We start from the raw sequence: 22666 nt of genomic DNA, 5'->3' as shown, positions 1-22666 counted from the left end.
GTATAAACATAGAACAAAAACCCTTAATAAAAACTTTATCATTTAAAAAATAACCATGGTAACGTTTACAACATTGGACGTTAATTTAATCGGTATATAAGTACGGTACATATTTATCAATACGTTAGGAATTAATTTGAAAGCAACACTGTTTACTATTATCGCGTTAGTTGCCTTTGCTGCAAATTCGTTATTATGTCGGTTAGCGTTGGCGCAAGGCTACATTGATGCGTGGAATTTTACCGTTATTAGGTTACTGAGCGGGGCAGTGTGTTTGACCATTATTATGCTGCTCTATACTAGGCAGTTAAATAAAAAAGCGCAGTTAAGTAATCCTATTATTAACGATACTGGCAGTTGGCGAAGCAGTGCTAGCTTATTGATATATGCGCTGTGTTTTTCTGTTGCTTATATCGAGCTTGATACCGGTATGGGGGCGCTTATTTTATTCTCGGCGGTGCAATTTACAATGATTGGCTGGGGCATATATAAACAAGAGCGTTTAAGTGCTGTGCAATGGCTTGCATTTATAGTGGCGTTTGCGGCATTTGTTTACTTAATGCTGCCCTCACAGACAGCACCACCGCTGATGGCTGCATTATTAATGAGTATAAGTGGCATTGCGTGGGGAATTTACAGTATTCGTGGCAAGGCGTGTGTGTCGCCGCTAAGAGCCACTGCCTTTAATTTTATTCGTAGTTTATTAGTGCTACCTATTTTAATTGTGGTGGGAATGAGCCAGCTTAAAAATATACGTATCGAAGGGGCGTTACTTGCAATAGCCTCAGGTGCCATCGCATCTGGCGTAGGGTACAGTATTTGGTATGTGGCTATGCCACTATTAAAGAGCACGCATGCAGCCATAGTGCAGTTATGCGTACCCGTTTTGGCGGCTATTGCAGGGGCTGTGTTTTTATCAGAGACATTAACTGTACAATTTATGCTCCCCAGCAGTATCATTTTACTAGCGGTATTAGTTTTTACTTTAAATAAAAAGACTAAAACTGCTTAGCTGGTGGACTTACATTGATCACAAAGCGTTCATACAATGCAGGTAAGTGGGTTAAAATAGCGTCTTTACCTAATAAATCACTGTGTTTAATGCAGTCGTGCAACACTTCTGGCGTAAGGTGACGAATAAGCTGCGCTGATTGCGCTATGTGGCTAATATGCCAAAGCTCAGGAGCTACCCCGCCCAAGTCATACTGGTAAGGTCGATAAAATCCAAATTCTGCTAGATGAGTGTCTAGCCATTGGCTTAGTTTAGCAAAAGGCCCACCTTGCTGATATTCATTAGGGCTCAATTGCAAAACATAATCGTCACTCACTGCGCCTTTATCGTAAATATCTAAATCAGTCCCTAAATGATGGCGACTTGCCCCCGGTAGCGCAGAATAAAGCATAATGGCAATGCATTTCTCAATATCACTGAGCGAATTAATATCAACGTGTTGCTGCGCTTTGTTTAATACCGGCCGCTTAGCGGAAAATTTAGCGTTCCAAATAGCTGATTGACGGTTAAAATCCCGAAAACTTGATGCAATACATAAATCAAAGCCTGCTGATGCAGCCGCTGTTTGCAGTGCAATAAAGTCATTTACAATATCGGCATGCAAAAAGTGATTTTGTATGGCAACTAAATGTGCATCACTTTGGCCAGTGATGCATTGTATGAGTTCTTTATTTGCAGTCATTAAGTTAACAGGTGCTCTAATATTTGTTCGTAAATATCGGCCAGCGCGATTAGGTCGTCGGTGCTAACACACTCGTCCACTTTATGAATAGTGGCATTACGTGGCCCTAATTCAATAACTTTAGCACCCGTTTGTGCGATAAAACGACCATCTGAGGTGCCACCTGTTGTTTCTAAGTTAGTGGTTAACCCCGTTACCGATTTAATGGCGGCTACGGTGGCATCAACCAATGGGCCGTGATCGGTTAAAAACGGCAAGCCATTCACAATCCAATTGAGTTCATAATTTAAATTGTGTTTTTGTAAAATGGCATTTACTTTTTGTTGTAGTTGTTGATGAGTAACTTCGGTACTAAATCTAAAATTAAATTGTACCTCTAGCTCCCCAGGGATCACATTGCCTGCGCCCGTACCGCCATTAATATTAGAGATTTGAAAGCTGGTGGCTGGAAAAAAGTCATTACCCATATCCCACACAGTTTGGCTTAACTCGGTTAAAGCTGGCGTGGCTAAATGAATTGGGTTTTGTGCTAAATGTGGATAGGCCACATGACCTTGCACGCCTTTTATAGTTAAAAACCCCGTGAGTGAACCACGGCGGCCATTTTTAACCACATCACCGAGTACATCGCGAGAAGAGGGTTCACCTACAAGGCACATGTCTATTTTTTCACCGCGCTCCTCTAAAGTATCTATCACGCGCGTGGTGCCGTTAATAAACGGGCCTTCTTCATCTGAGGTAATTAAAAACGAAATGGAGCCTTTGTGATCTGGATGCTTAGTCACAAAGCGTTCGGTTGCCACAATCATCGCTGCTAATGAGCCTTTCATGTCGGCAGCGCCACGGCCATGTAATAAGCCGTCTTCAATTAGGCCTGCAAAAGGCGGGTGCTGCCAGTTTTTTTCAGGCCCAGTGGGCACCACATCAGTATGACCGGCAAAACAAAAATGCGGTGATTGCGTGCCTTTTCGTGCCCAAGTATTGAGCGTGTCAGTAAAAAAGAGCGATTCAATATCAAAGCCAATGGCGCTTAGGCGTTCATTCATCATATGTTGGCACCCGGCATCTTCAGGTGTAACCGACTCTCGCTGAATTAAGGCTTGGGCTAGGGTAATTACTGGATGGGTCATTATTTAAAAATCTCATCGTATTGTGCTGCTTTAAAGCCTAAGTGATATTGCCCGTTATTAACAAGAACAGGACGTTTGATCATCGCCGGTTGTTCAACGAGTAAATCTATAGCGGTTTGTTTAGTCAAGCTTTGTTTTTGCTCATCAGTGAGCGCTCTGTACGTTGTGCCACGCTTATTAACCAATTGTTCCCAATCAATATGTTCTGCAAAGTCGCTTACCATGTCGTTATTAACGCCGTCTTTGCGATAGTCGTGGAAAGTGAATGCAATGTCGTTATCGCTTAAGTATTTTTTTGCTTTTTTAATTGTATCGCAGTTGCTAATGCCATAGAGAGTGATCATAAATCTACTTCTTTTTAATAATAGTTAATAAGGTATCTACACCGGCATTAACTTGCGGGTGAGAATAATGAAAAGTGCCTAAATTATGGCCATTGAGAATTATAAGGCTGGCTAAAATAGGCGAGTCGAGCTCACGTAAATCAAAATAGGCAAGGCGTTGGCCTTTGGTTATTTTGCTGCCGTTAAGCTGAGCAATATGAGTATGCGTAAGAGTTTGTGAATCGGGCACCGCTAGGTTTATTAATACTTTTAAGCCGTTGTTGGCTTTTAAAATAAATTCACAACCGGCACTTTTTACTTGCAGTAAGTTGCCATTAAAGGGCGCTAATACTTTATGACTCGATAAGCTAACAACAATACCTGGGCCGAGTGTGCCAAAACGAAAAAAGGGTTGTGGATGCTCTTCCATTGGCATCACTTTACCACTGAATGGGCTCGTGATTTGTATCGCGTTTCGGCCAATTTTATTTTTAGTTAAATAGCTAACGTCTTCAGATTTCATTATTTATTCAGTTACCACGTTGTAGCCATCGGCTTTAAGGGCTGTAATTGCTTTGGTGACCGTTTGTTTTTTTACTAAAATATAGTCGGTATCATATGTGGATATCGAAAAAATGGACACGCCAGCTCTGGCTAATACGCCTGACAGATTTGCCATAATGCCAGTTAACGAAAATCCTAAAGGGCCTATCACTTCCAGTGCTTGCCAATTAGATTCAGTATCTTGGCTATCAATAATAAAGTCGACAGGGCAAACAACTGACAGTTCATCATGCGTTTTTGAGATAAAAAATAACGGTTGTTTTAACAGCGCAGGCGGTATGTCAGCATCAAGGGCTAAACTATGAATAGATAACACGGTGCTGTGTAATTGTAATGTTTGTTTTGACATTAAACGTATCGCCAGCAGCAAAATAATAGCTTTATAGTATAGAGTATTGAAGCTAAATTAAAGGCTCAAGTTTAGGCAGTGCTATATTTTTATTAGCTAAAAAATAATTGTCCACAATTTCTGTGGATAAGCTTGGGGGTTGTGAGGTATAAATAGCCTAACCATTTAATTATTAAATAAAAAATGGCTAGGCTATAAAAAGGGCATGTTAATTACAGGCCTTAATTAAGCGCTTCTACTTGCGCCGCCTGAATGGCTGTTAAAGCAATGGTATACACAATATCGTCAACTAATGCGCCACGGCTTAAGTCGTTAACGGGTTTGCGCATCCCTTGTAACATAGGACCAATACTGATCAAATCGGCACTTCGTTGCACTGCTTTGTAGGTGGTATTACCCGTATTTAAATCAGGGAAAATAAACACGGTTGCTTTACCGGCAACCGGGCTATCTGGCGCTTTTTTAATAGCTACACTTTCCATAATGGCCGCATCGTATTGCAATGGCCCATCGATAATGAGATCTGGGCGCTTTTGTTGGGCAATTTTTGTTGCTTCGCGGACTTTTTCTACATCAGCGCCACTGCCCGAATTACCCGTGCTGTAACTTATCATTGCTACACGAGGTTCTATGCCAAATGCGGCAGCAGAATCGGCAGATTGAATTGCAATGTCGGCTAGTTGTTCAGCATTAGGATCAGGATTAATAGCACAGTCACCATAAACAAGCACTTGATCAGGCAATAACATAAAAAATACCGACGAGACTAATGATGAACCCGGTGCGGTTTTAATCAGCTGTAAAGGCGGGCGAATGGTATTGGCCGTGGTATTGACTGCCCCTGAAACCAGCCCATCTACTTTTCCTTGCTCTAGCATCATGGTGCCCAGTACCACGTTATCTTGCAGTTGTTCCTTTGCAATAACGTCAGTTAAGCCTTTGTTTTTACGAATTTCGACCATAGGTGCTACGTAGTCATTAATAATACTAGTTGGCTCTATTACAGTCACATGCTCGTTCAGTTCAATCCCTTGTTGCTCCGCGATTCGAAATATTTCATCGCGATCGCCAAGTAAAATTGTTTTAGCAATGCCGCGCTGGCCACAAATAGCAGCGGCTTTAATGGTACGAGGTTCGTTACCCTCAGGCAGTACAATCGTTTTATCCGCTTTACGTGCTTTATCGGTTAATAAATACCTAAAGGCCGGCGGGGATAACTTGCGGGTTTTTCCCACACTTTTTGCTAATGTGTCCAGCCAATCAGAATCGATATGTGCAGCGTTGTGGTCTTTTACTTTTTCTATGCGTTGTTCATCGTCGCTAGGCACTTCTAGGTTAAAGTTATGCAGCAATAAAGAAGTGCGCCAGGTATCGCCCTCGGTTGCCAAAATTGGCAGACCAGTTTGCATAGCTTGTTCGCATAGCGCCATAATGCGCGGCTCAGGTTCAAAACCACCGGTAAGTAAAATTGCACCTAGTTTTGTGCCATTCATGGCCGATAAGCAAGCTGCAACGAGTATATCAGAGCGATCGCCAGGGGTAACCAATAACGCACCTGGCGTAAAATAGTTTAAAATATTGGATACGGTGCGGGCACAAAATGTAATTCGTCTAAGTCGGCGGTGTACCATATCGCCTTCGTTGATAATAGTGGCTTTTAAATAGGCACTTAAATCTTTAACACGTGGGGCAACCAGTTCAAAATCCCACGGAATAGCGCCGAGTAACATAAACGGGTTTTTTCTAAAAATAGGTAAAGAAGCTAAGCGGTTTAATTCGTTATCAAGCGCTTCTGGCTTATAGGTATCGACTAAATCGGCGCGAGCACGACCTTCCTCATCAAGGGGGGCGTTCACTTTATTAAAAATACAGCCAAGCACGCGAGGGTGGTCAATGCCACCATAGTTGCCAGCGGCTATTTCTAGTCGGTCTTCAATTTGAGTAATGTTGTAATTGCCAGGGGTAAGTACAAAAACGATATCCGCCCCTAAAGTTTGTGCGATTTCGCGATTTACTCTGCCCGCATACGGTTGGCGACGAGTAGGCACCATGCCTTCAATAATAGCCACTTCATCATCGTTAATTTTACTTTGAAAACGCTCTACAATTTCTTCTAGCAGGTCATCGCCTTTGCCATCGCCAATCATTTGCTCGGCGTAATCCAGCGCAAATGACGTGGGTGGATCAATAGGTGAGCCTTGGGTAACAATTTGTGTTGACTTTTCTGGGCCTGTTTCACCCGCGCGTGGTTGGGCTATAGGTTTAAAAAAATTAACTTTAACAGTTTTTTGTTCCAGCGCCCTTACCAAACCCACCGATACTGAGGTTAAACCAACCCCAGTAGAAACGGGGATCAACATAATACGACGAGCCATATTATAACTCCTTAGTGATGTTTGCGGCATCAAGTGCGATCACCCATTCTTCGTTAGTGGGCATAACAACCGCTTTGCTACGTGAATCAGCTGTACTAATTAACCCAGCTTGGCCAAAACGTGCATCAAGGTTTGCTTGTGGGTCTAAATTAATACCTAAAAAGGCCAATTGTTTAAGTACTTTATCACGGATAATATCGGAATTTTCGCCAATACCGCCGGTAAAAATAACTGCGTCTAGCTGTTGCAGCGGAACCATGTAAGCGGCTATTTGTTTTGCGAGGCGGTAACAAAACATATTAAGTGCCAGCATAGCTTGCTGGTTGCCTGCAATAGCGGCATCTTCTATGGTACGACAATCGTTAGACAACTCGCTTATGCCTAATAAACCACTTTTTTGATTGAGTAAGTCATCAATTTGCTGAGCAGTGTAATCGAGTTGCGTGGTTAAAAAGTTAAATAGGCCCGGATCAATGTCGCCACAGCGCGTACCCATAACAAGCCCTTCAAGCGGGGTTAACCCCATACTGGTATCAACACTTTTGCCATTTTTAATCGCACACACTGAACAGCCGTTGCCTAAGTGAGCGCTAATAAAGTTACTGTTTTCAATAGGAAGTGCTAATAACTTCGCAGTTTGCCCTGCCACATAAAAATGGCTGGTGCCATGAAAACCATAGCGCCTAACACCAAAGTCTTTATAAAGCTGATAAGGAAGGGCATAAAGATAAGCGACTTCATCCATTGTTTGATGAAATGCCGTATCGAACACGGCTACTTGCGGTAAGTTTTTAAATGATGCTTGCGCTGATGAAATACCCAGCAAGTTAGCGTGGCCATGCAAAGGTGCTAGCGTGGCTGCTTGCGTGATACCTGCAATAACGCGTTCGTCAATTAATACTGATTGGGTAAAATGCTCACCACCATGCACAACACGATGACCAACAGCAACTAGTTGCTCATCAAGATTGTGATCTTTTATTAAATCAACCAGCGTATCAATGGCATGCGCGTGTGCCTGATTAGCAGCAAGTTTAATGGTGGTCTTTTCTCCCTTAAATTTATATTTTATTGAGGGAGCATCTGCACCTAGGCGCTCAGCTAAACCTGAAATAATGTCTTTTCCTGTGTTTGCATCAATAATTGCAAACTTTAAACTTGAGCTTCCACAATTAAGTACCAAAACATGGTTTGGTTTTTTTGGGAGAGTTGGCATAGATTCATTTTCCATTTAAATATTAATCAGTACACTTGGTTGATATATAAGCATTGTAAGCTTAAATGGGTATAGACTAAAGTGTAGTTGACTTTATTAAAAGGGCCTTGTGGAATTCTTTCAATAATTTATGCTTTTTGTGAGTTTTACTAATGAAATTAAGCATTTTTACCGATAAAGTGAGAGTTGTGTTACACTTTTATAAGCAAGATGCTTTTACAAGTGTTAAATGCCATGATTGTGAGGATTTATAATGCAAAAAAGTGTGATATCACAAGTTCAATTAGGGCGCGCTTATGCTAAAACATGGCCTATGCGTAAAGAGGTCGCGCCATTATTTGCCGAGTTTAAAGTGATCAGAGCAACCGAGCTTGCGATTACGGTAATGCCTATTTTAGCCATGCTAACTTTGTTTTTTCAGCTTAATTATTTAGGCCCTGATTTTTTACCTCAAGCTATTGCCAGTAGTCTATTTTTTATCTCCTTGCCGTTACAAGGGCTTTTATGGCTAGGTAAACGTGCGCAAACAGAATTAGAACCCGCTATGCTGCAATGGTACAACGAGTTGTTTGCAAAAATGATCGCCAACGGTTACGACGCACAAATGGGGAAAAACAAGCCCCGCTATTTGGAGCTTGCTGAATTGTTAAAAGACATGTTTGATAAAATGGATAAAACCTTTACTAAAGAGCAGTTTTAACAAACTGGCTAATATAAAATGACAAGGTAACCTTATGATGCTGTTTTTGTTCAAGTGCCTGCCAATGCTCGGGTCTGAACTTCCATGCAAAGGGTGTCATCATTATTAAATTTCTTACGTCGCTAAATGTGAGTGACACTTGCTCTGTAATGAGCTGTTGCGATGATTGTTTAAAGCCTGTTGGCGTAGCAACTTCAGTATGTTCATTTACCGTATTATAGATATATTTTTTCAACTCTTTGAGGTGCATAGGCCCAGGGCTTGCCACCACTAAACAGCCATCCTCTTTAACAAGGCGAGAAAGTTCATCGTCAAACAAAGGGGCAAACACGCTAATTAACACATCAGCAAGGTGATCATTAAAGGGCGCGTGGCTTATTGATGCCACGCTAAATTGACATTGTTTGTATCGTTTTGCTGCGTATTTTACCGCCGACTTAGATATATCAACACCATACACAGTAGCTTGCGTGTTATTTGCTATAGCATGGGTGTAAAACCCCTCGCCACACCCTAAATCAATTACTATATTTGCATTGAGCGGTTTGACTAAATTAGCTAAGGCCGTCTGTAAAAATGCATAATGGCTTTGCTCTAAAAAAGAACGCCTTGCTTGTACCATTTCTAAAGAGTCACCGGGCTGTTTAGAGTTTTTATTTTGCACGGGGAGTAAGTTTACATAGCCTTCTTTGGCAAAATCAAAACTGTGATTATTATCACAACGTAATGTTTTTTCATTAAGTGCCAATGGAAGTTTGCAAATAGGGCAATGGTAATGAAGACTCATGAGCCTAAATAGTCCTTATCAAAAAAAGTTTTTACCCAGTGCGGGCGATATGTGATCATAACAGTTATTGCCATACCGTTTAGCATTGCTTCAGGAAACGCTAAAATAGGACTGAGATAAATGTAGTTTTCTGTTAGCTGATGCCAATTATATTCGCCAATTGCGTAATAAAAAACACCCCCGAGTATAATGTTAACGCAAGCAACGACACCAGCCGTTAAAAAGCTACAAACAAATATATAGATAAAAAAGTGCCGCGCTAAGTAGTGGTAACAAAGCATAAATACAAAGTAGCTTAATAATACTGGAATAAACGCACTTATTAGTAATTTTACCGCAATCAGCTCGAATGCTATTTGTCCAAAAGCAGTTAGCAGGGCTGTTGCTAATACACAACTTAAAATAGCCAGACGCCAGCCTAAAATCAGCGTAACAGCAGTAATGCCCAATATATGAAGATCAAGACTAGGTAAAATACCGGCTTTTATACGCCATAGTAAAGCGAGCACCAGCGCGCAGGCAAAAACGCCCGTTTGCCTTGCTGGCGTATTAAATAAATTGGCGTATGTTGATTTATTAACACTTAAAAAGCCAATAGCAATAACACCAATCCACAGTAATGCCTGTAATTGCACGCTTAGCATAATCGTTAATTAAACTCAGACCAAATAGGCGCATGATCTGAAGGCTTGTCGATAGCACGTAATTCGTAATCTATACCGGTGTCGATACAGCGAGCTGCTAAGTCATGCGTTGCCAAAACCACATCAATCCTTAGTCCACGATTATCAACAAAACCCTTAGAGCGGTAGTCAAACCACGAGTATTGATCGTTAGTTTCTGGGTTTTGCTCTCTAAAGGTGTCTTTAAAGCCCCAGTTTAATAACGTTGCTAGCCATTCACGCTCAACGGGTTGAAATGAACATTTTCCGGTTTTTAACCAGCGTTTTGCGTTTACCTCACCAATACCAATATCTAAATCGGTTGGAGAGATATTAATATCGCCCATTACAATTACATCTTGATCAGGCGTGTAATGACTATTTAGGTGAGTCATTAAGTCTTGATAAAATTGACGTTTATAAGGGAATTTAGTTTCGTGGTTGATGTTATCGCCTTGCGGGAAATAACCATTCATGACATGTAGGTCACGGCCATTTTCTTGCTCTACGGTAACGCTGATCATTCGCTTTTGCGACTCATCTGTGTCGGTGGTAAAGCCTTTTAATACCGACTTAGGTTCTTTTTTGCATAACATTGCCACACCATAATGCGCTTTTTGTCCATGAAAATAAACGTGATAACCCATTTTTTGTACATCGTCTAGCGGAAATGCTTCATCGTGCACTTTGATCTCTTGAAGACCAATAATATCTGGCTGGTGTTTATCAATAATAGCTTGTAACTGATGTAGGCGAGCACGCAGGCCATTGATATTAAAAGAAATCACTTTCATAAAGTTTACCTTCAAATTTATTTTCATTGTTAGCTAAATTGTATCAGTATTTGGAGTGACATAACATGATTGAAACGAGAAAATAGCTGCACAAATGTTGATCAATTTTTGCTTAATGTTTAAACATTGTAAATGCAATATTAAATAATAAAATAAATAAAATATTCAATTGATATGTTAAAAGTTGTCTATATAATGCGCAAAAATCGTTTGTTTAACTCGTTCAAATAGGACCACCTGATGAAAACTCAATTACTTTTAGCCACCTCTCTTTTTGTTTCTGTAACTGCTACTGCGCAAAGCAATACGTATTACAGCCAAGACAACAAATTAGAGTCTAATTTATGTGTTGTAAGCGCCAATGAGGGGTTTTCGGCTGCTCGTAAAATGGCAGCAAAGCACGGTGTATATTTATCGCGTTATTCAAAAAGTATCCTATGTAACGGTCAAGACATCCGTGACATTGCAAAAAAAGAAGCAGCAACACAATCAGTTGTGTCTAAAGTAGAAGTATTTGCAAAAGATTCACACCAAGAAACACAGTTATGTATGACTGCATTAAAGCAAGGCTTACAACCAGTACGTAAGCAAATTGGTAACTTAAATTCATTAAAGTGTAATGGCCAAAGCGTTACTGATTTTGTTAAGCGTTACCAAAACGCTGCAATCTAAATTACCGTATTAGATATAAATAGCTCGGTTCTTACCGAGCTTTTTTTTGCAAAAATTACCAGAGTAGCTTGCAAAAATTGCATTATTAAATATCGCAATAGAAGTTGTTTTTGGTTAATTGTTTGATTTTAAGGGTTTATTTTTTTTGGCATCGTATTTGTATCACTAGATTTGAAATTTATTAATACAAGGATACGTCTGATGAAAAAATTAACGATAGCTTCTACTGTTTTAGCCGCATTGAGTTTAGCCGCTTGTTCTTCAAATCAAGGTTTAGAAAAAATCGACAGTGATTTTGCAAGCTTAGATAACGACAGCGATGGCTTTATTTCTAAAACAGAAGCCGACGATGATAGTATTTGGCAGCACTTTTCAAATATTGATACAAATATGGATAATCAAATAAGCCGTAATGAATATGATGCTTATATGCAGCTAAATGCTGGGAAAGTTGCTACAGATAGTGAAGTGAGTGAGTCTGCATTTAAGGCTGATATTGCGAAGTTTGATAAAATAGAAAATGACTTTAAAAGCTTAGATAATGATAGCAACGGTTTTATTTCAGTTTCTGAAGCTGACGATGATGATATTTCAAATCATTTTGGTTACATGGACAGCAATAAAGATAAACGAGTAAGTAAAAAAGAGTTTAATAGCTATATCAAAAAGCATGGTGATTCTGTTGCAGAGGACGATGCACTTGAGCAATTTAAAAATAGCTAAATTACATTATTAAATACACTTGATACCAAGCCAGTGTTTTTCACTGGCTTTTTTATACCTATAAAATGTTATTTTATTAATATGTTTTCCTAGTTTGCCGTTGTTCTGTCATAATAGATGGCTGTGTGTTTTTATTAACTTTAGAGTGATTATGGTTGGTCGGCGAATTAGTGATGAACAATTAATTGAAATCATTGAAGCGGCGATTTTTGTGGCAGGCAAACCCGTATCAAAACGTCATCTTAAGGACACGGTTTTAAACGACTTAGCAATTTCTATGGCGCGCATTAATGATGCTGTAGAGGCCATTCAAGTTCACTATCAGACGCGTGGAATACGTTTAGTTGAGGTAGGCAGTGGCTATCGTTTTCAAGCGTGCAGTAGTTTAAGCCCATGGTTGAGTAATTTATGGCAAGAACGTGCCCCTAAATACTCGAGAGCTTTACTCGAAACCCTGTCGTTAATTGCATACAAGCAACCCATTACCCGTGGTGAAATTGAGCAAGTGCGGGGTGTAGCAACTGGCTCAAATATTATTAAAACTCTGCTTGAAAGAGAGTGGATTAAAGTAGTTGGGCATAAAGAAGTACCCGGTAAACCGGCACTTTATGCAACGACTAAACAATTTTTAGATTATTTTTCGATAACGGGACTTCATGATTTACCCGCATTGCCAGAGCAACAGCAAAGTAAAATTACCCAGTTATTAAGTGATCCTTCTGTGAGAGAACCATCCGAATGAGTATACAAGGTGAAAAGTTACAAAAAGTCCTAGCCCGTGCAGGTGTAGGCTCACGCCGTGAAATGGAAAAATACATTGATGCAAATCGTGTGAGTGTAAATGGTAAAGTAGCTAAGTTAGGCGACAGGGTTGAAGAAACCGATTTAATTCGTGTTGACGGCCATACCGTTAAAATAGAAGAAAAAGCAGACAGAATTTGTCGTGTAATTATGTATAACAAACCAGAAGGCGAGTTAAGTACGCGTAAAGACCCTGAAGGCCGTAGAACCGTTTTTGACCGCTTACCTCGTATTGATGGCGATCGCTGGATAGCAGTAGGCCGATTAGACGTGAATACCTCAGGCCTAATGCTGTTTACCAATGACGGTGAATTGGCAAACCGCTTAATGCACCCAAGCTATGAAGTTGAACGCGAATATTCAGCACGTGTATTTGGTGAAGTCACTGACGAAACAATGAAAAACTTATTGCGTGGCGTAGAACTTGAAGATGGCCCCGCAAAGTTCACTGGTATCAAGCCTATGGGCGGTGAAGGTATTAATCGTTGGTATAATGTAACGCTTAACGAAGGTCGTAACCGTGAAGTGCGTCGTTTATGGCAATCACAAGATGTGGAAGTATCACGTCTTATTCGTATTCGTTACGGTAAATTAGAGCTTGATAAGCGTGTACCGCAAGGTGGCTGGATTGAGTATGATTTAGATACGGTTAACTATTTACGTAAAACAGTAAAGCTTGGCAAAGAAACACAAACTAAGCTGTCGGTTATTCCTGAAAAGCGTAAAGACAAGCGCGCTAAAATAAACCAAATTCGCAAGGCGGTTAAAAAGCACAATCAACGTGTAAAACCGACTAAACGTAAGTAATTAAAGCATAAAACAACAAAGCCGCTTTTTATAGCGGCTTTTTTACGTTTAAAACTAAATATTACTTTTTAGCTTGTGCGTCTAACGATTGGCCATTGATATTTTTTGAGTCATCACTCATTAAATACAGGTAAGTTGGCATTAAATCTTCAGGTGTTGCTAGTAAATCACGATCTTCACCTGGAAATGCACTTGCACGCATTGATGTACGTGTTGCGCCTGGATTGATGCAGTTAACACGGATTGGCGTTTTTTCAACTTCACACGCCCATGTTTGCATCATACCCTCTACCGCAAACTTAGAAATAGCGTAAGGTCCCCAAAATTCTCTTCCTTTACGACCTACACCCGATGAGGTAAATACCACTGAAGCACTTTTTGACTTACGCATTACAGGGAACAACGCTTTGGTGATCATCGCTTGTGCAGTTACGTTTACTTTCATTACATTTTCGAATGTTGATGAACAAAAGTGCTCCAACGGCCCTAAAGTACCTAAAATACCCGCGTTATTTAATAGTCCATCAAGGCGGCCAAATTGGCTCTCGATAGTTGCAGCAAGGTCGCGGTAGTTTTGTTTAGTTGCACCTTTTAAGTCCATAGGCACAATCGCTGGCTGTGGGTAGCCTGCATTGACGATTTCGTCATACACACATTCTAGTTTATTAGTTGTTTTTCCTAATAAAATAACGGTTGCACCATGTTTAGCATAAGTAATTGCTGCAACACGGCCGATACCATCACCTGCGCCTGTTATCAAAATTACTTTGTCTTTAAGTGCGTTTTCAGTTGCTTGATAGGTATGCATAAAAGTACCAATGTTTAAATTTTTTTTGATTTTAACATAGCAAATCGACAAGTAATCGAATTTATTACAAATTTAGGTGGCGAAACTAGAAAGTTTACGTTAAGTTTAACTGGTCTAATGTCTCATTAATATACTAGCTACATTATTTTAACTTAATTACACTGACTATAAACACACTATAAAAATAAGATTTGTGCGGAGAACACTATGAAAAAAATGCTACTCTCGCTCTCAGTTGCAGCTGCATTAGCAGGCTGTGGCGGCGGAGAAACGTTAGAAGATGTTAAAAACGATTCAGTTACAGTTATTCCAAAAGCTACGGTAAAATTTGACCCTGCAAATGGTGTAATTTCGGTTCCTAATGATTTATTGATGAGCGGTACGCGCGATGGCACATTAAACATTCCTGGTGAGCTAAATGACGAAAATGTTTCTATCCCTCGCGCTGCGTATGCGGATCCGCAACTTGCACTAGGGGCACTTGATGGCTGGTCTACGCAAGTTCCTTTTAAAATAGATTTAACGTTTCCACCGGGCATTAGCCTAGATGAAACGTCTGCAGCTTCACCAGGCTCAGTACGTATTTTTGAAGTGATCATGGGTGCAAGCCTAACAGATGCCGAATGCTCACAAGCACCAGCCGGTGCTGCATGTAAATTAGTGGGCGAATTAACCTTTGGTGTTGATTTTGTTACACAAGGCTCTGGAGACGCGGTTGCAATTATTCCACTTAAGCCATTTAAGGCTGGTAGCTCGTACATTAATGTATTAACGACTGGGCTTAAAGATTCAGAAGGTCGCTCAATTGAGCCATCATCAACATATGCGACTGTTAAACAAGAAGCGCCGTTAGTAACGCCATCACAACTTGCGCTGCAAGGGGCTGTTAACAGCTACGAAAACGTAGTGGTAAGCTCAGGAAATATCACCAAAGACGATATTATTTACTCAGCTGCCATGACAATGCAATCAGCAGGTCCTGTGCTTGGCACGATTAAAAAGGTTTTAGCAGCAAGCTTAACAGAGCCAACAATTCCAACGCCTGCGTTGCAAATTCCAACACAGCCTATGGCTAATGTACAACAAGCGTTTGCAATACAAGGTGTAACGGTGCCTGACGTATTCCAAGTAGCACAGTATCAAAAAGGCAGCATCCAGCTACCTATGTATTTAGGTACACCTACGGGTAAAGAGATCAGTGATTTAAATGATACTTACTGGCAAGGTATGTGTGACAGTGCCGTTGCTATTTTAGGTTACAAAGCGCAAGCGGGTGAAGCGTTCCCAACTGATCCCATTAGCACTAACGATGCGATGTGTGCTGCTTTGAGTGATGGACAGCTTCGTGACTTAGGGCTTGATAGCACTAAACACTTAACTAAATATAACTCACTTCCTAAAATGCAAAGTATGGAAAATGTGCCAGTACAAATTACCAAACCGATTTTACCGGTTGTTAATGCGTACCGAACAGGCTTAGGTTTAGAGCCTTTTGCTGCTATGCCAGAAAATGGCTGGCCAGTGGTTATTATGCAACACGGTATTACCACACAAAAAGAAAGCATGTTAACGCTAACAGCGCAGCTTTCACTTCAAGGCTTTGCAACGGTTGCAATTGACCATCCTCGTCATGGCGAGCGTGGAATAGATGTTGATGTTGATGGCACAGATGACTTTAACGCAACATCAGGCTCTGTACTTAGTTACATGAACCTAAGCTCGTTATTGGTCGCTAGAGACAGCTTACGCCAGTCAAGTGCTGACTTACTTGGTTTACGTTTAGGCTTAAACTTCAGTGGTGATAGTTCACTCAATTCTAGAGATGTATCTTATATTGGCCATTCACTGGGCTCAATTGTAGCGCCTGCATTTATTGCACAAGCGAATAGCCCATTGGCTGATCAAGTAGACCCACTCTTTAAAGTTAATGCTGTTGCATTGGCAAGCGGCGGTGGCGGTATTGCTAGCTTCTTATTAGAGTCAGCCGCGTTTGGTCCATTTATTCAAGGCTCTGTACTTTCTCAAGCTGGAACTGCTGAAGCTGACGAGTTTAATGCATTCTTAAATGCTGGTGCGTTATCAAACTGTGGCGCCTTGTTACCAGACATGCAGGACTTCTTAAGCTGTGGCTTTAATGAATTTGCAGCATCGCTAACGATGGCGGGAGAAGCTGATAAATTGGCTAACATTAAGGGCGTGATGACGCAGTTTGTATTTGCAGCACAAACAGCATTAGATAGCGGCGATCCGACTAACTACGCAGCAACCGTTAAAGCACTAGAAACACCTGTGTATATGAATGTTGTTGTTGGTGATGGCACTGATAGTAACAAGCCAGACCAAGTTATTCCGCCGATGACTGCTAACAACCCAATTGCAGGTACACTGCCTCTAGCTAACTTCATGGGGTTAGAAACAGTGAGTACATCTCAAGCACCAACAGAGATGGGGGCTAGCTATTTAGTTAAATTTAACACAGGTCATCATGGCTCGGTATTAACACCGGCGCAAGATGAAAGACAGTCGTCTACAGCAGCGGGCAGCGCAGCAGCTAATGCAGAAATGCAATTGCAAATTGCAACTTATCTAGCATCGCGTGGACGTTTATTATCTGTATCAGATACTGATATTGTGACTAATTAATAATCAACCACCCAATTAAGTCTAAAAAGCCACTGTATAGTGGCTTTTTTTTATTTTAAAGCATGCTAAATTGGCTGAAATTTATAAACGGAGAACACAGTTGGAATTTTTATACGAGTACGGCTTATTTTTTGCAAAAACCATTACCTTTGTTATTGCTATTGCTGTGATTTTAACCTTAATTGTAAGCTCGGCTGTTAAGCCAAAAGCGAAAAAAGGTGAGATTGAAATTGATGACCTATCAGAGCAGCTGACCAATATAAAAGAAAGCTTTTTAAATAATACGCTAGGTAAAAAAGAGTTAAAAGCCTATCAAAAACAACAAAAAGCAGAGCAAAAAAAAGCGGACAAAGAAGCGCCTAAATCACGACTCTATGTTATTGACTTTAATGGCAGTATGGACGCACATGAAGTAGAAAGCTTGCGCGAAGAAGTGACCGCGATAATTTCGATAGCGGATGCAAAAAAAGATAAAGTGTTAGTTCGCCTTGAAAGTGGTGGTGGCGTGGTACATGGCTATGGTTTAGCCGCATCACAATTACAACGTTTAAAGTCAGCCGGTATTGAGTTGACTGTATCAATAGATAAAGTCGCCGCCAGTGGTGGTTACATGATGGCTTGTGTGGCTGATCATATTATTGCAGCACCGTTTGCAATTGTTGGCTCTATTGGTGTTATTGCACAAATTCCAAATTTTAATAAAATTTTAAAGAAAAATGATGTCGAGTTTGAGCAAATTACGGCGGGTGAATTTAAACGCACGTTAACTTTATTTGGTGAAAATACCGATAAAGCCCGTGAAAAGTTCCGCGAAGAGATAGAGCAAACTCATGTATTGTTTAAAACTTTTGTGAGCACTCAGCGCCCAAGTTTAAATATGGATTTAGTGGCAACGGGTGAACATTGGTTTGCAACCCAAGCAATTGAAAAAGGGTTAGTCGATACTATTAAAACCAGCGATGATGCGTTGTTAGAGCAACAACAGCACTATCAAATTTATAAAGTGCAATACAAGATTAAAAAAGGATTAAGTGACAAGCTGGCAATGGGTTTGAGCCATGGTGTGAATAAAGCGGGTGTAAGTTTAATGTCAAAGTTTAAGGCGTTAAACCCTTAATAATTTAATCACTTAAACCCAACAAAAAAGCCTTGTTACTTAACGAAGTAGCAAGGCTTTTTTTATGACTATTGTCAGAAATACTAATCAATAGATTTGTGGTAGTCCTCTAAATCTTTTGCTGCATTTGGGTCGTTAAAGATACTTTCATCCAGTTCACCTTCGCTTTTAGCGACGACACACGTAACCATACAGTCACCCGTTACGTTTACTGCTGTACGGGTCATATCAAGCAATCTGTCTACACCAATAATAATGGCGATGCCCTCAACAGGTAAGCCAACTTGGTTAAGTACCATGGCTAGCATAATTAAACCAACACCAGGTACACCCGCCGTACCAACAGAGGCAAGCGTTGCAGTTAGTATCACCATTAAGTAATCAGAAATAGTTAAGTCAACACTAAATACCTGAGCGATAAATACCGTAGCCACACCTTGCATAATTGCGGTGCCATCCATGTTAATGGTTGCACCAAGCGGAATAGTAAACGAAGCGACCGAATTATTAGCGCCAAGCTTTTTAGTTGCCGTTTCAAGTGTAATAGGCATAGTTGCACTTGAACTTGAGGTACTAAAAGCAAATAAACAAGTGTGCTTCATTTTAGCCAAGAAAGTGAGCGGGTTTAGACCCGTGAGTATTTTTAGCAGCAGGGTGTAGTTTACAAATGCGTGTAGTAATAAGGCTAATACAACCACGCCAAAGTACTTAGCTAAACTCACAATCAAGTTAAGTTCAATGGTAGTGAACAATTTAGCCATTAAGAAAAATACGCCGTAAGGGGCAATGTTCATTAGCAAAGTAACCAGTTTTAAGATAACGGTGTTTAAGTCTTCAAATACAGTAGCGACACGTTTACCTGCTTTTCCGCTAAGTGCCATTGCAATACCGAATAATAGAGCAAACACAATTACTTGTAACATGTTTCCCTTTGCCATTGCTTCAAAAGGGTTGGTAGGGAACATATCAATAATTACGCGAGCTAAAGTAGGCGCTTCTTTGGCATCATAACTTGCTTGAGAGGGTAACCCAATGCCTTCACCCGGGTTGAATAGTAGCGCTAAGGTAATCGCGACTGTAATCGCTATTGCCGTTGTAACTAAGTATAAACCAATTGATTTACCGCCTAAACGGCCTAATTTCTTCGGATCGCTTAAACTGCAGGTACCACATACCAGCGATACAAATACTAAAGGCACAACCAGCATTTTCAAACTGGCTATAAATATTTGCCCACCTACATGAAAAAGGCCATCAACAAAAAAGGCTTTAATTGGCAAAGAGAATAACCCAAGAGGAATTAGGTAATCGTCTTCACCAGCTAATATAGCCTGAAATATAAAGCCTACTGCAACACCAAGCACCATACCAATCATGATGCGAGTAGTTAAACTCATTGAACGGATTTTAGACATATTTCCAATCTATTTTTTATAAATTTGGCATAGACTAACAGCATGTAATTTTTTTTACAGAAAAAACGTCAACTTTTTAAAAATTTTTATCAAAAAAAGGAGTAAAAAACTGAGATTTTAGACTAAGTTATAGGTTAACATTAAGTAAATAAGTTTAACTTAGTAATAGCGCAACGGAGAAACCTATGCCTTTAACTCGTTTGCTCAGCATTATATGGCTCAGCACATTACTCATCGCCTGTGGCGGTGGTGGCTCACTGGAAAAAGAAAGTGGAACCGTTGGCGGTGATACTGGAGGCACCGGTGGAGACGTTGTCGAACAAGCAATTCAAGTTGAACTTGATTTTGAAGATAGAATTGTTACTGCCGATAACCCGCTAGAGGTGGTTGCAACGGTAACCGGAAGTGATGGTCAACCTGTTGTGCGTCAAGAGGTCAGCTTTACCACAACACTGGGTTCTTTTATACCGGCTACAGGTAGCGCTTTAACAAATTCCAGCGGTGTTGCAACTATCGAGCTTAGCGCGGGTAGTGTTGAAGGAGCAGGAACCATTGTTGCCAGCTACGAAGACGCAACAAGTAAACTTGGCTTTTACACGGCAGGTGATGAGCCTCAATCGAATGACTCAACCGCAAATATTGACATTAAAATTTTACAAAACTGCCCTGATAGTTGGTTAAATATAGACAGAGATTCTATAGAGCTTGATCCATCTGACTGTTCTCAAAATAGTAATTTACTTGGGCAACAAGCTATTGTATACGCAAAAATCACCAAACCTGGCAGTAATACGCCAGCAAGTAATGTACTGGTTCAAGCGACAACAACGCTAGGTATTTTATTACCTGAAAGCTTAACGGCTAAAACGGATGCGTTTGGTGTTGCTATTTTGAATTTATTGCCTGGCAGTAGCTCAGGTGTTGGCCAAGTTGAGTTAACCGCTCAGGGCGGCGTTGCGAGTGCTTTATTTGAAATTAACGCTGTCCAAGTAAATGTAAATTTAAGCGCGGGTATTGCAACTGGTGATGTGTTGTCTGCAGGTTCTACTACTATTATTACCGCTCAGATTGTAGATGGCAGCAATAACTTATTCACCACTCCACTTGAAGTACAATTTACCTCGGCATGTGCAGAAGAATCTACTCCTAGAGCCACTATCGATAGTGTGGTAACTAGCATTGGCGGCACGGCAAGCGCAACTTATAAAGCGGATGGTTGTAATGGTATAGATACGATTACAGCAACCGTGGTTACCGGTGGCAACGTTGCCACTAAAACAATTAATATTAATGTAGCTGCCGCTCAAACGGGTTCAATCGCGTTTATGGGTGTGACCAATCAAGTGTTAGCTATTAAAGGAGCTGGCGGTCAGACTCTCACTGAAAATTCAGAGCTTACCTTTAAACTTTTAGATATTAATGGTAACCCTGTTGGTCAAAAGCAAATTGATTTTGCTCTTTCGCAAAACCCCGGCGGCGCGTTGCTAGACAGTGCATTTCAGTTTACCAATAATGAAGGTTTAGTGACTGTAAATGTCCGCTCAGGAAGAGCCGCAGGAGTTTTATCTGTTATTGCATCACATCAAGTTGTGAGTGGCGATACATCACAAAATAATGTGATCTCTATTGTGTCAAATGACATAACCATTACCACTGGTGTGCCAGATCAAGACAGTTTTACGCTTGCAGTACAAACATTTAATACAGAATCACTAAATGAAGCTGGGGTGACTACAGACTTAACTGTATTTGCAGCCGATCACTTTAATAATTTTGTTCCTGATAACACGGCAATTTATATAGCCAGCGAAGGTGGTGCAGTAGGCACAATAGATGATCAACAATTTACACCTTTATTACTTTGTCGCACCATAGATGGTGTGTGTAAAGCGCAGTGGCGTAGCCAAAACCCAATTCCTTATCATTACAGCATTTATAAAAACTCTGTGGCTGATAAGTGTGACCGTTTTTTTGGTCAAGCAGCACCTTGTACATTAGGTATCAGAGAGTCACAACTAGACACAAACGGCAATCTACTTACCTATCTTGATAGTAGTGGTAACCCGATATCACTTGCGGATGCGCCAAGTAATGCGCCAATAGATTATCCATTAGGTGGTCGTGTAAGCTTGCTAGCATACTCAGTGGGTGAAGAATCATTTAATGATGTATCTGCTAACGGTGAATTTAATCAAAACGAGTTTGATTCTACATTACAAGATTTACCTGAAGCATTTATAGATTTTAATGAAAACGGTATTTTTGACGGAAATTTACCCGCACCTGCGAACCCTGTAAATTCTAATGGCGGTGAGGATGAGTGGTATGTGGAGCGCTCTGGTGCACTAAATAATGGTCAGTTTGATTCCGGCGATGGCATTTACAATGGCTTGTTATGTAGTGACGAGGCGCTTGCTGCAAATGCATGTACGCGTGAAACAGTAAATGTACGCGATCGTTCAGAGTTAGTGATGTCTGGAAGTACACCTTACATTAGAGCTGTAACGGCTTTAGATGACTGTAGTTTAAGTGATGGTATTCGCTTAGAAGCTTCCGATATGGCGGGTATGTGTGACATAAACCTTATTGATATTAGCAATTCCACACCTTACAGCGCGATTTCAGTGACTATCTTCTTCAGTGATATTCATAATAATCCATTGCCTGCAGGTACTACAGTTACTGTCACTGCCGACAATGGTGTGTTAAGAGGGTTAACAGATTACACCGTTGTGAATACTGCTCAACAAGTGCCTATCTCTGTTTCAGTAAATATTACAAAAGAGGCTGAGCCAAATGATGTTGATTCTGGCTTTTTATACATCGAATTTGTGACCCCTGGTGGAGTGAAAACTCAATATACCGTGATGTCGATTTTAGACGAGCCTAAGGTTTAAAATTAATAAAGCATAGAAAATGCCAACCAATAAGGTTGGCATTTTTGTTTCTATTCTATATATTCCACATCAATTATTCAAAAAGCACTGGTTTGATTAAATTTACAACAGAAATTGTTTGTTTATTCAGTAAATACTGAAAAGTTTGTATTAAAAGCTTGTAAGAACTAGTGTTTGTAGATATACCTA

The 22666-nt window shown here is 40.5% G+C and carries 21 protein-coding genes; 9 read left to right on the top strand and 12 right to left on the bottom strand.

What is annotated here, in order from left to right:
* The first annotated feature begins 136 nt into the window (after positions 1–136).
* Positions 137–1012: a DMT family transporter gene (locus N523_RS0106795; RefSeq protein WP_028835848.1), complete on the top strand. Its 876-nt coding sequence runs from the start codon at positions 137–139 to the stop codon at positions 1010–1012.
* On the opposite strand, the gene N523_RS0106790 is transcribed toward N523_RS0106795, so the two are convergent.
* From N523_RS0106790 to N523_RS0106760, 7 genes are all read right to left on the bottom strand, one after another.
* On the bottom strand, positions 999–1694 hold the full coding sequence (locus tag N523_RS0106790; RefSeq protein ID WP_028835847.1) for a M15 family metallopeptidase: 696 nt from the start codon (positions 1692–1694) through the stop codon (positions 999–1001). The genes N523_RS0106795 and N523_RS0106790 overlap by 14 nt on opposite strands.
* Positions 1694–2824, bottom strand: coding sequence for a succinyl-diaminopimelate desuccinylase (gene dapE, locus N523_RS0106785; RefSeq protein ID WP_013464786.1), 1131 nt, complete (start codon positions 2822–2824; stop codon positions 1694–1696). Before dapE ends, N523_RS0106790 begins: the two co-directional genes overlap by 1 nt.
* The gene (locus N523_RS0106780) at positions 2824–3168 is read right to left on the bottom strand and encodes an ArsC family reductase (RefSeq protein WP_013464787.1); all 345 of its coding nucleotides are present in this window, start codon (positions 3166–3168) and stop codon (positions 2824–2826) included. The genes dapE and N523_RS0106780 overlap by 1 nt, the downstream gene beginning before the upstream one ends.
* A 4-nt stretch (positions 3169–3172) precedes the next feature.
* Positions 3173–3670 carry a PTS glucose transporter subunit IIA gene (locus N523_RS0106775; protein ID WP_028835846.1) on the bottom strand — a complete coding sequence of 166 codons (498 nt, stop codon included), beginning with the start codon at positions 3668–3670 and terminating at the stop codon, positions 3173–3175.
* A 3-nt stretch (positions 3671–3673) separates the two neighbouring features.
* Entirely contained in the window at positions 3674–4060 is a 387-nt protein-coding gene (locus N523_RS0106770) for an ACT domain-containing protein (RefSeq protein WP_024602576.1), read from the bottom strand.
* A 221-nt stretch (positions 4061–4281) separates the two neighbouring features.
* Positions 4282–6435, bottom strand: coding sequence for a phosphate acetyltransferase (gene pta, locus N523_RS0106765; protein WP_013464790.1), 2154 nt, complete (start codon positions 6433–6435; stop codon positions 4282–4284).
* A gap of 1 nt (position 6436) precedes the next feature.
* Complete coding sequence (locus N523_RS0106760) at positions 6437–7651, bottom strand: acetate kinase (protein ID WP_028835845.1); 1215 nt, start codon at positions 7649–7651, stop codon at positions 6437–6439.
* A 253-nt stretch (positions 7652–7904) separates the two neighbouring features.
* On the opposite strand from N523_RS0106760, the gene yfbV reads away from it, so the two are divergent.
* Positions 7905–8351, top strand: a complete 447-nt coding sequence (gene yfbV, locus N523_RS0106755) for a terminus macrodomain insulation protein YfbV (RefSeq protein ID WP_016899917.1) — start codon at positions 7905–7907, stop codon at positions 8349–8351.
* On the opposite strand, the gene rlmA is transcribed toward yfbV, so the two are convergent.
* The 3 genes from rlmA to xthA are packed head-to-tail and all read right to left on the bottom strand — an operon-like array spanning position 8335 to position 10594.
* Entirely contained in the window at positions 8335–9138 is an 804-nt protein-coding gene (gene rlmA / locus N523_RS0106750) for a 23S rRNA (guanine(745)-N(1))-methyltransferase (RefSeq protein WP_028835844.1), read from the bottom strand. The genes yfbV and rlmA overlap by 17 nt on opposite strands.
* Positions 9135–9782, bottom strand: coding sequence for an energy-coupling factor ABC transporter permease (locus tag N523_RS0106745; protein WP_028835843.1), 648 nt, complete (start codon positions 9780–9782; stop codon positions 9135–9137). The genes rlmA and N523_RS0106745 overlap by 4 nt, the downstream gene beginning before the upstream one ends.
* Positions 9783–9787: 5 nt before the next feature.
* Positions 9788–10594 carry an exodeoxyribonuclease III gene (gene xthA / locus N523_RS0106740; RefSeq protein ID WP_028835842.1) on the bottom strand — a complete coding sequence of 269 codons (807 nt, stop codon included), beginning with the start codon at positions 10592–10594 and terminating at the stop codon, positions 9788–9790.
* A 240-nt stretch (positions 10595–10834) separates the two neighbouring features.
* On the opposite strand from xthA, the gene N523_RS0106735 reads away from it, so the two are divergent.
* The 4 genes from N523_RS0106735 to rluB all read left to right on the top strand — a co-directional run bounded on the left by N523_RS0106735 (position 10835) and on the right by rluB (position 13597).
* Complete coding sequence (locus N523_RS0106735; RefSeq protein ID WP_028835841.1) at positions 10835–11266, top strand: hypothetical protein; 432 nt, start codon at positions 10835–10837, stop codon at positions 11264–11266.
* Positions 11267–11467: 201 nt separating this feature from the next.
* Positions 11468–11989, top strand: coding sequence for an EF-hand domain-containing protein (locus tag N523_RS0106730; RefSeq protein WP_028835840.1), 522 nt, complete (start codon positions 11468–11470; stop codon positions 11987–11989).
* A gap of 151 nt (positions 11990–12140) precedes the next feature.
* The gene (gene scpB / locus N523_RS0106725) at positions 12141–12731 is read left to right on the top strand and encodes an SMC-Scp complex subunit ScpB (RefSeq protein ID WP_013464798.1); all 591 of its coding nucleotides are present in this window, start codon (positions 12141–12143) and stop codon (positions 12729–12731) included.
* Positions 12728–13597, top strand: coding sequence for a 23S rRNA pseudouridine(2605) synthase RluB (gene rluB, locus N523_RS0106720; RefSeq protein ID WP_008110001.1), 870 nt, complete (start codon positions 12728–12730; stop codon positions 13595–13597). The genes scpB and rluB overlap by 4 nt, the downstream gene beginning before the upstream one ends.
* Positions 13598–13658: 61 nt before the next feature.
* Here the strand turns inward: rluB and N523_RS0106715 are convergent, their stop codons facing one another.
* Entirely contained in the window at positions 13659–14405 is a 747-nt protein-coding gene (locus tag N523_RS0106715; protein ID WP_028835839.1) for a YciK family oxidoreductase, read from the bottom strand.
* Positions 14406–14612: 207 nt separating this feature from the next.
* Here N523_RS0106715 and N523_RS0106710 point away from each other — a divergent pair, with 207 nt between their 5' ends.
* The gene (locus N523_RS0106710; protein WP_028835838.1) at positions 14613–17048 is read left to right on the top strand and encodes a VolA/Pla-1 family phospholipase; all 2436 of its coding nucleotides are present in this window, start codon (positions 14613–14615) and stop codon (positions 17046–17048) included.
* A gap of 100 nt (positions 17049–17148) precedes the next feature.
* Positions 17149–18165, top strand: a complete 1017-nt coding sequence (sohB, locus tag N523_RS0106705) for a protease SohB (protein WP_028835837.1) — start codon at positions 17149–17151, stop codon at positions 18163–18165.
* A gap of 83 nt (positions 18166–18248) precedes the next feature.
* Here the strand turns inward: sohB and N523_RS0106700 are convergent, their stop codons facing one another.
* Positions 18249–19580 (bottom strand): dicarboxylate/amino acid:cation symporter, encoded by a 1332-nt coding sequence (locus tag N523_RS0106700; protein WP_013464802.1) that lies wholly within the window; start codon positions 19578–19580, stop codon positions 18249–18251.
* Between the two features lie 185 nt (positions 19581–19765).
* Here N523_RS0106700 and N523_RS0106695 point away from each other — a divergent pair, with 185 nt between their 5' ends.
* Positions 19766–22477 (top strand): Ig-like domain-containing protein, encoded by a 2712-nt coding sequence (locus tag N523_RS0106695; protein WP_028835836.1) that lies wholly within the window; start codon positions 19766–19768, stop codon positions 22475–22477.
* The last annotated feature ends 189 nt before the right edge of the window (positions 22478–22666 follow it).

Source organism: Pseudoalteromonas sp. 23_GOM-1509m, assembly GCF_000518425.1.
In the GTDB taxonomy this organism is placed as follows: Bacteria; Pseudomonadota; Gammaproteobacteria; order Enterobacterales; family Alteromonadaceae; genus Pseudoalteromonas; species Pseudoalteromonas tetraodonis.
This window is presented reverse-complemented; position numbering and strand designations above follow the sequence as displayed.

Coding starts and splice junctions, on each gene's coding strand:
- N523_RS0106790 (WP_028835847.1), bottom strand. CDS start 1,694: ATGACTGCAAATAAAGAACTCATACAATGCATCACTGGCCAAAGTGAT.
- dapE (WP_013464786.1), bottom strand. CDS start 2,824: ATGACCCATCCAGTAATTACCCTAGCCCAAGCCTTAATTCAGCGAGAG.
- N523_RS0106780 (WP_013464787.1), bottom strand. CDS start 3,168: ATGATCACTCTCTATGGCATTAGCAACTGCGATACAATTAAAAAAGCA.
- N523_RS0106775 (WP_028835846.1), bottom strand. CDS start 3,670: ATGAAATCTGAAGACGTTAGCTATTTAACTAAAAATAAAATTGGCCGA.
- N523_RS0106770 (WP_024602576.1), bottom strand. CDS start 4,060: ATGTCAAAACAAACATTACAATTACACAGCACCGTGTTATCTATTCAT.
- pta (WP_013464790.1), bottom strand. CDS start 6,435: ATGGCTCGTCGTATTATGTTGATCCCCGTTTCTACTGGGGTTGGTTTA.
- N523_RS0106760 (WP_028835845.1), bottom strand. CDS start 7,651: ATGCCAACTCTCCCAAAAAAACCAAACCATGTTTTGGTACTTAATTGT.
- yfbV (WP_016899917.1), top strand. CDS start 7,905: ATGCAAAAAAGTGTGATATCACAAGTTCAATTAGGGCGCGCTTATGCT.
- rlmA (WP_028835844.1), bottom strand. CDS start 9,138: ATGAGTCTTCATTACCATTGCCCTATTTGCAAACTTCCATTGGCACTT.
- N523_RS0106745 (WP_028835843.1), bottom strand. CDS start 9,782: ATGCTAAGCGTGCAATTACAGGCATTACTGTGGATTGGTGTTATTGCT.
- xthA (WP_028835842.1), bottom strand. CDS start 10,594: ATGAAAGTGATTTCTTTTAATATCAATGGCCTGCGTGCTCGCCTACAT.
- N523_RS0106735 (WP_028835841.1), top strand. CDS start 10,835: ATGAAAACTCAATTACTTTTAGCCACCTCTCTTTTTGTTTCTGTAACT.
- N523_RS0106730 (WP_028835840.1), top strand. CDS start 11,468: ATGAAAAAATTAACGATAGCTTCTACTGTTTTAGCCGCATTGAGTTTA.
- scpB (WP_013464798.1), top strand. CDS start 12,141: ATGGTTGGTCGGCGAATTAGTGATGAACAATTAATTGAAATCATTGAA.
- rluB (WP_008110001.1), top strand. CDS start 12,728: ATGAGTATACAAGGTGAAAAGTTACAAAAAGTCCTAGCCCGTGCAGGT.
- N523_RS0106715 (WP_028835839.1), bottom strand. CDS start 14,405: ATGCATACCTATCAAGCAACTGAAAACGCACTTAAAGACAAAGTAATT.
- N523_RS0106710 (WP_028835838.1), top strand. CDS start 14,613: ATGAAAAAAATGCTACTCTCGCTCTCAGTTGCAGCTGCATTAGCAGGC.
- N523_RS0106700 (WP_013464802.1), bottom strand. CDS start 19,580: ATGTCTAAAATCCGTTCAATGAGTTTAACTACTCGCATCATGATTGGT.
- N523_RS0106695 (WP_028835836.1), top strand. CDS start 19,766: ATGCCTTTAACTCGTTTGCTCAGCATTATATGGCTCAGCACATTACTC.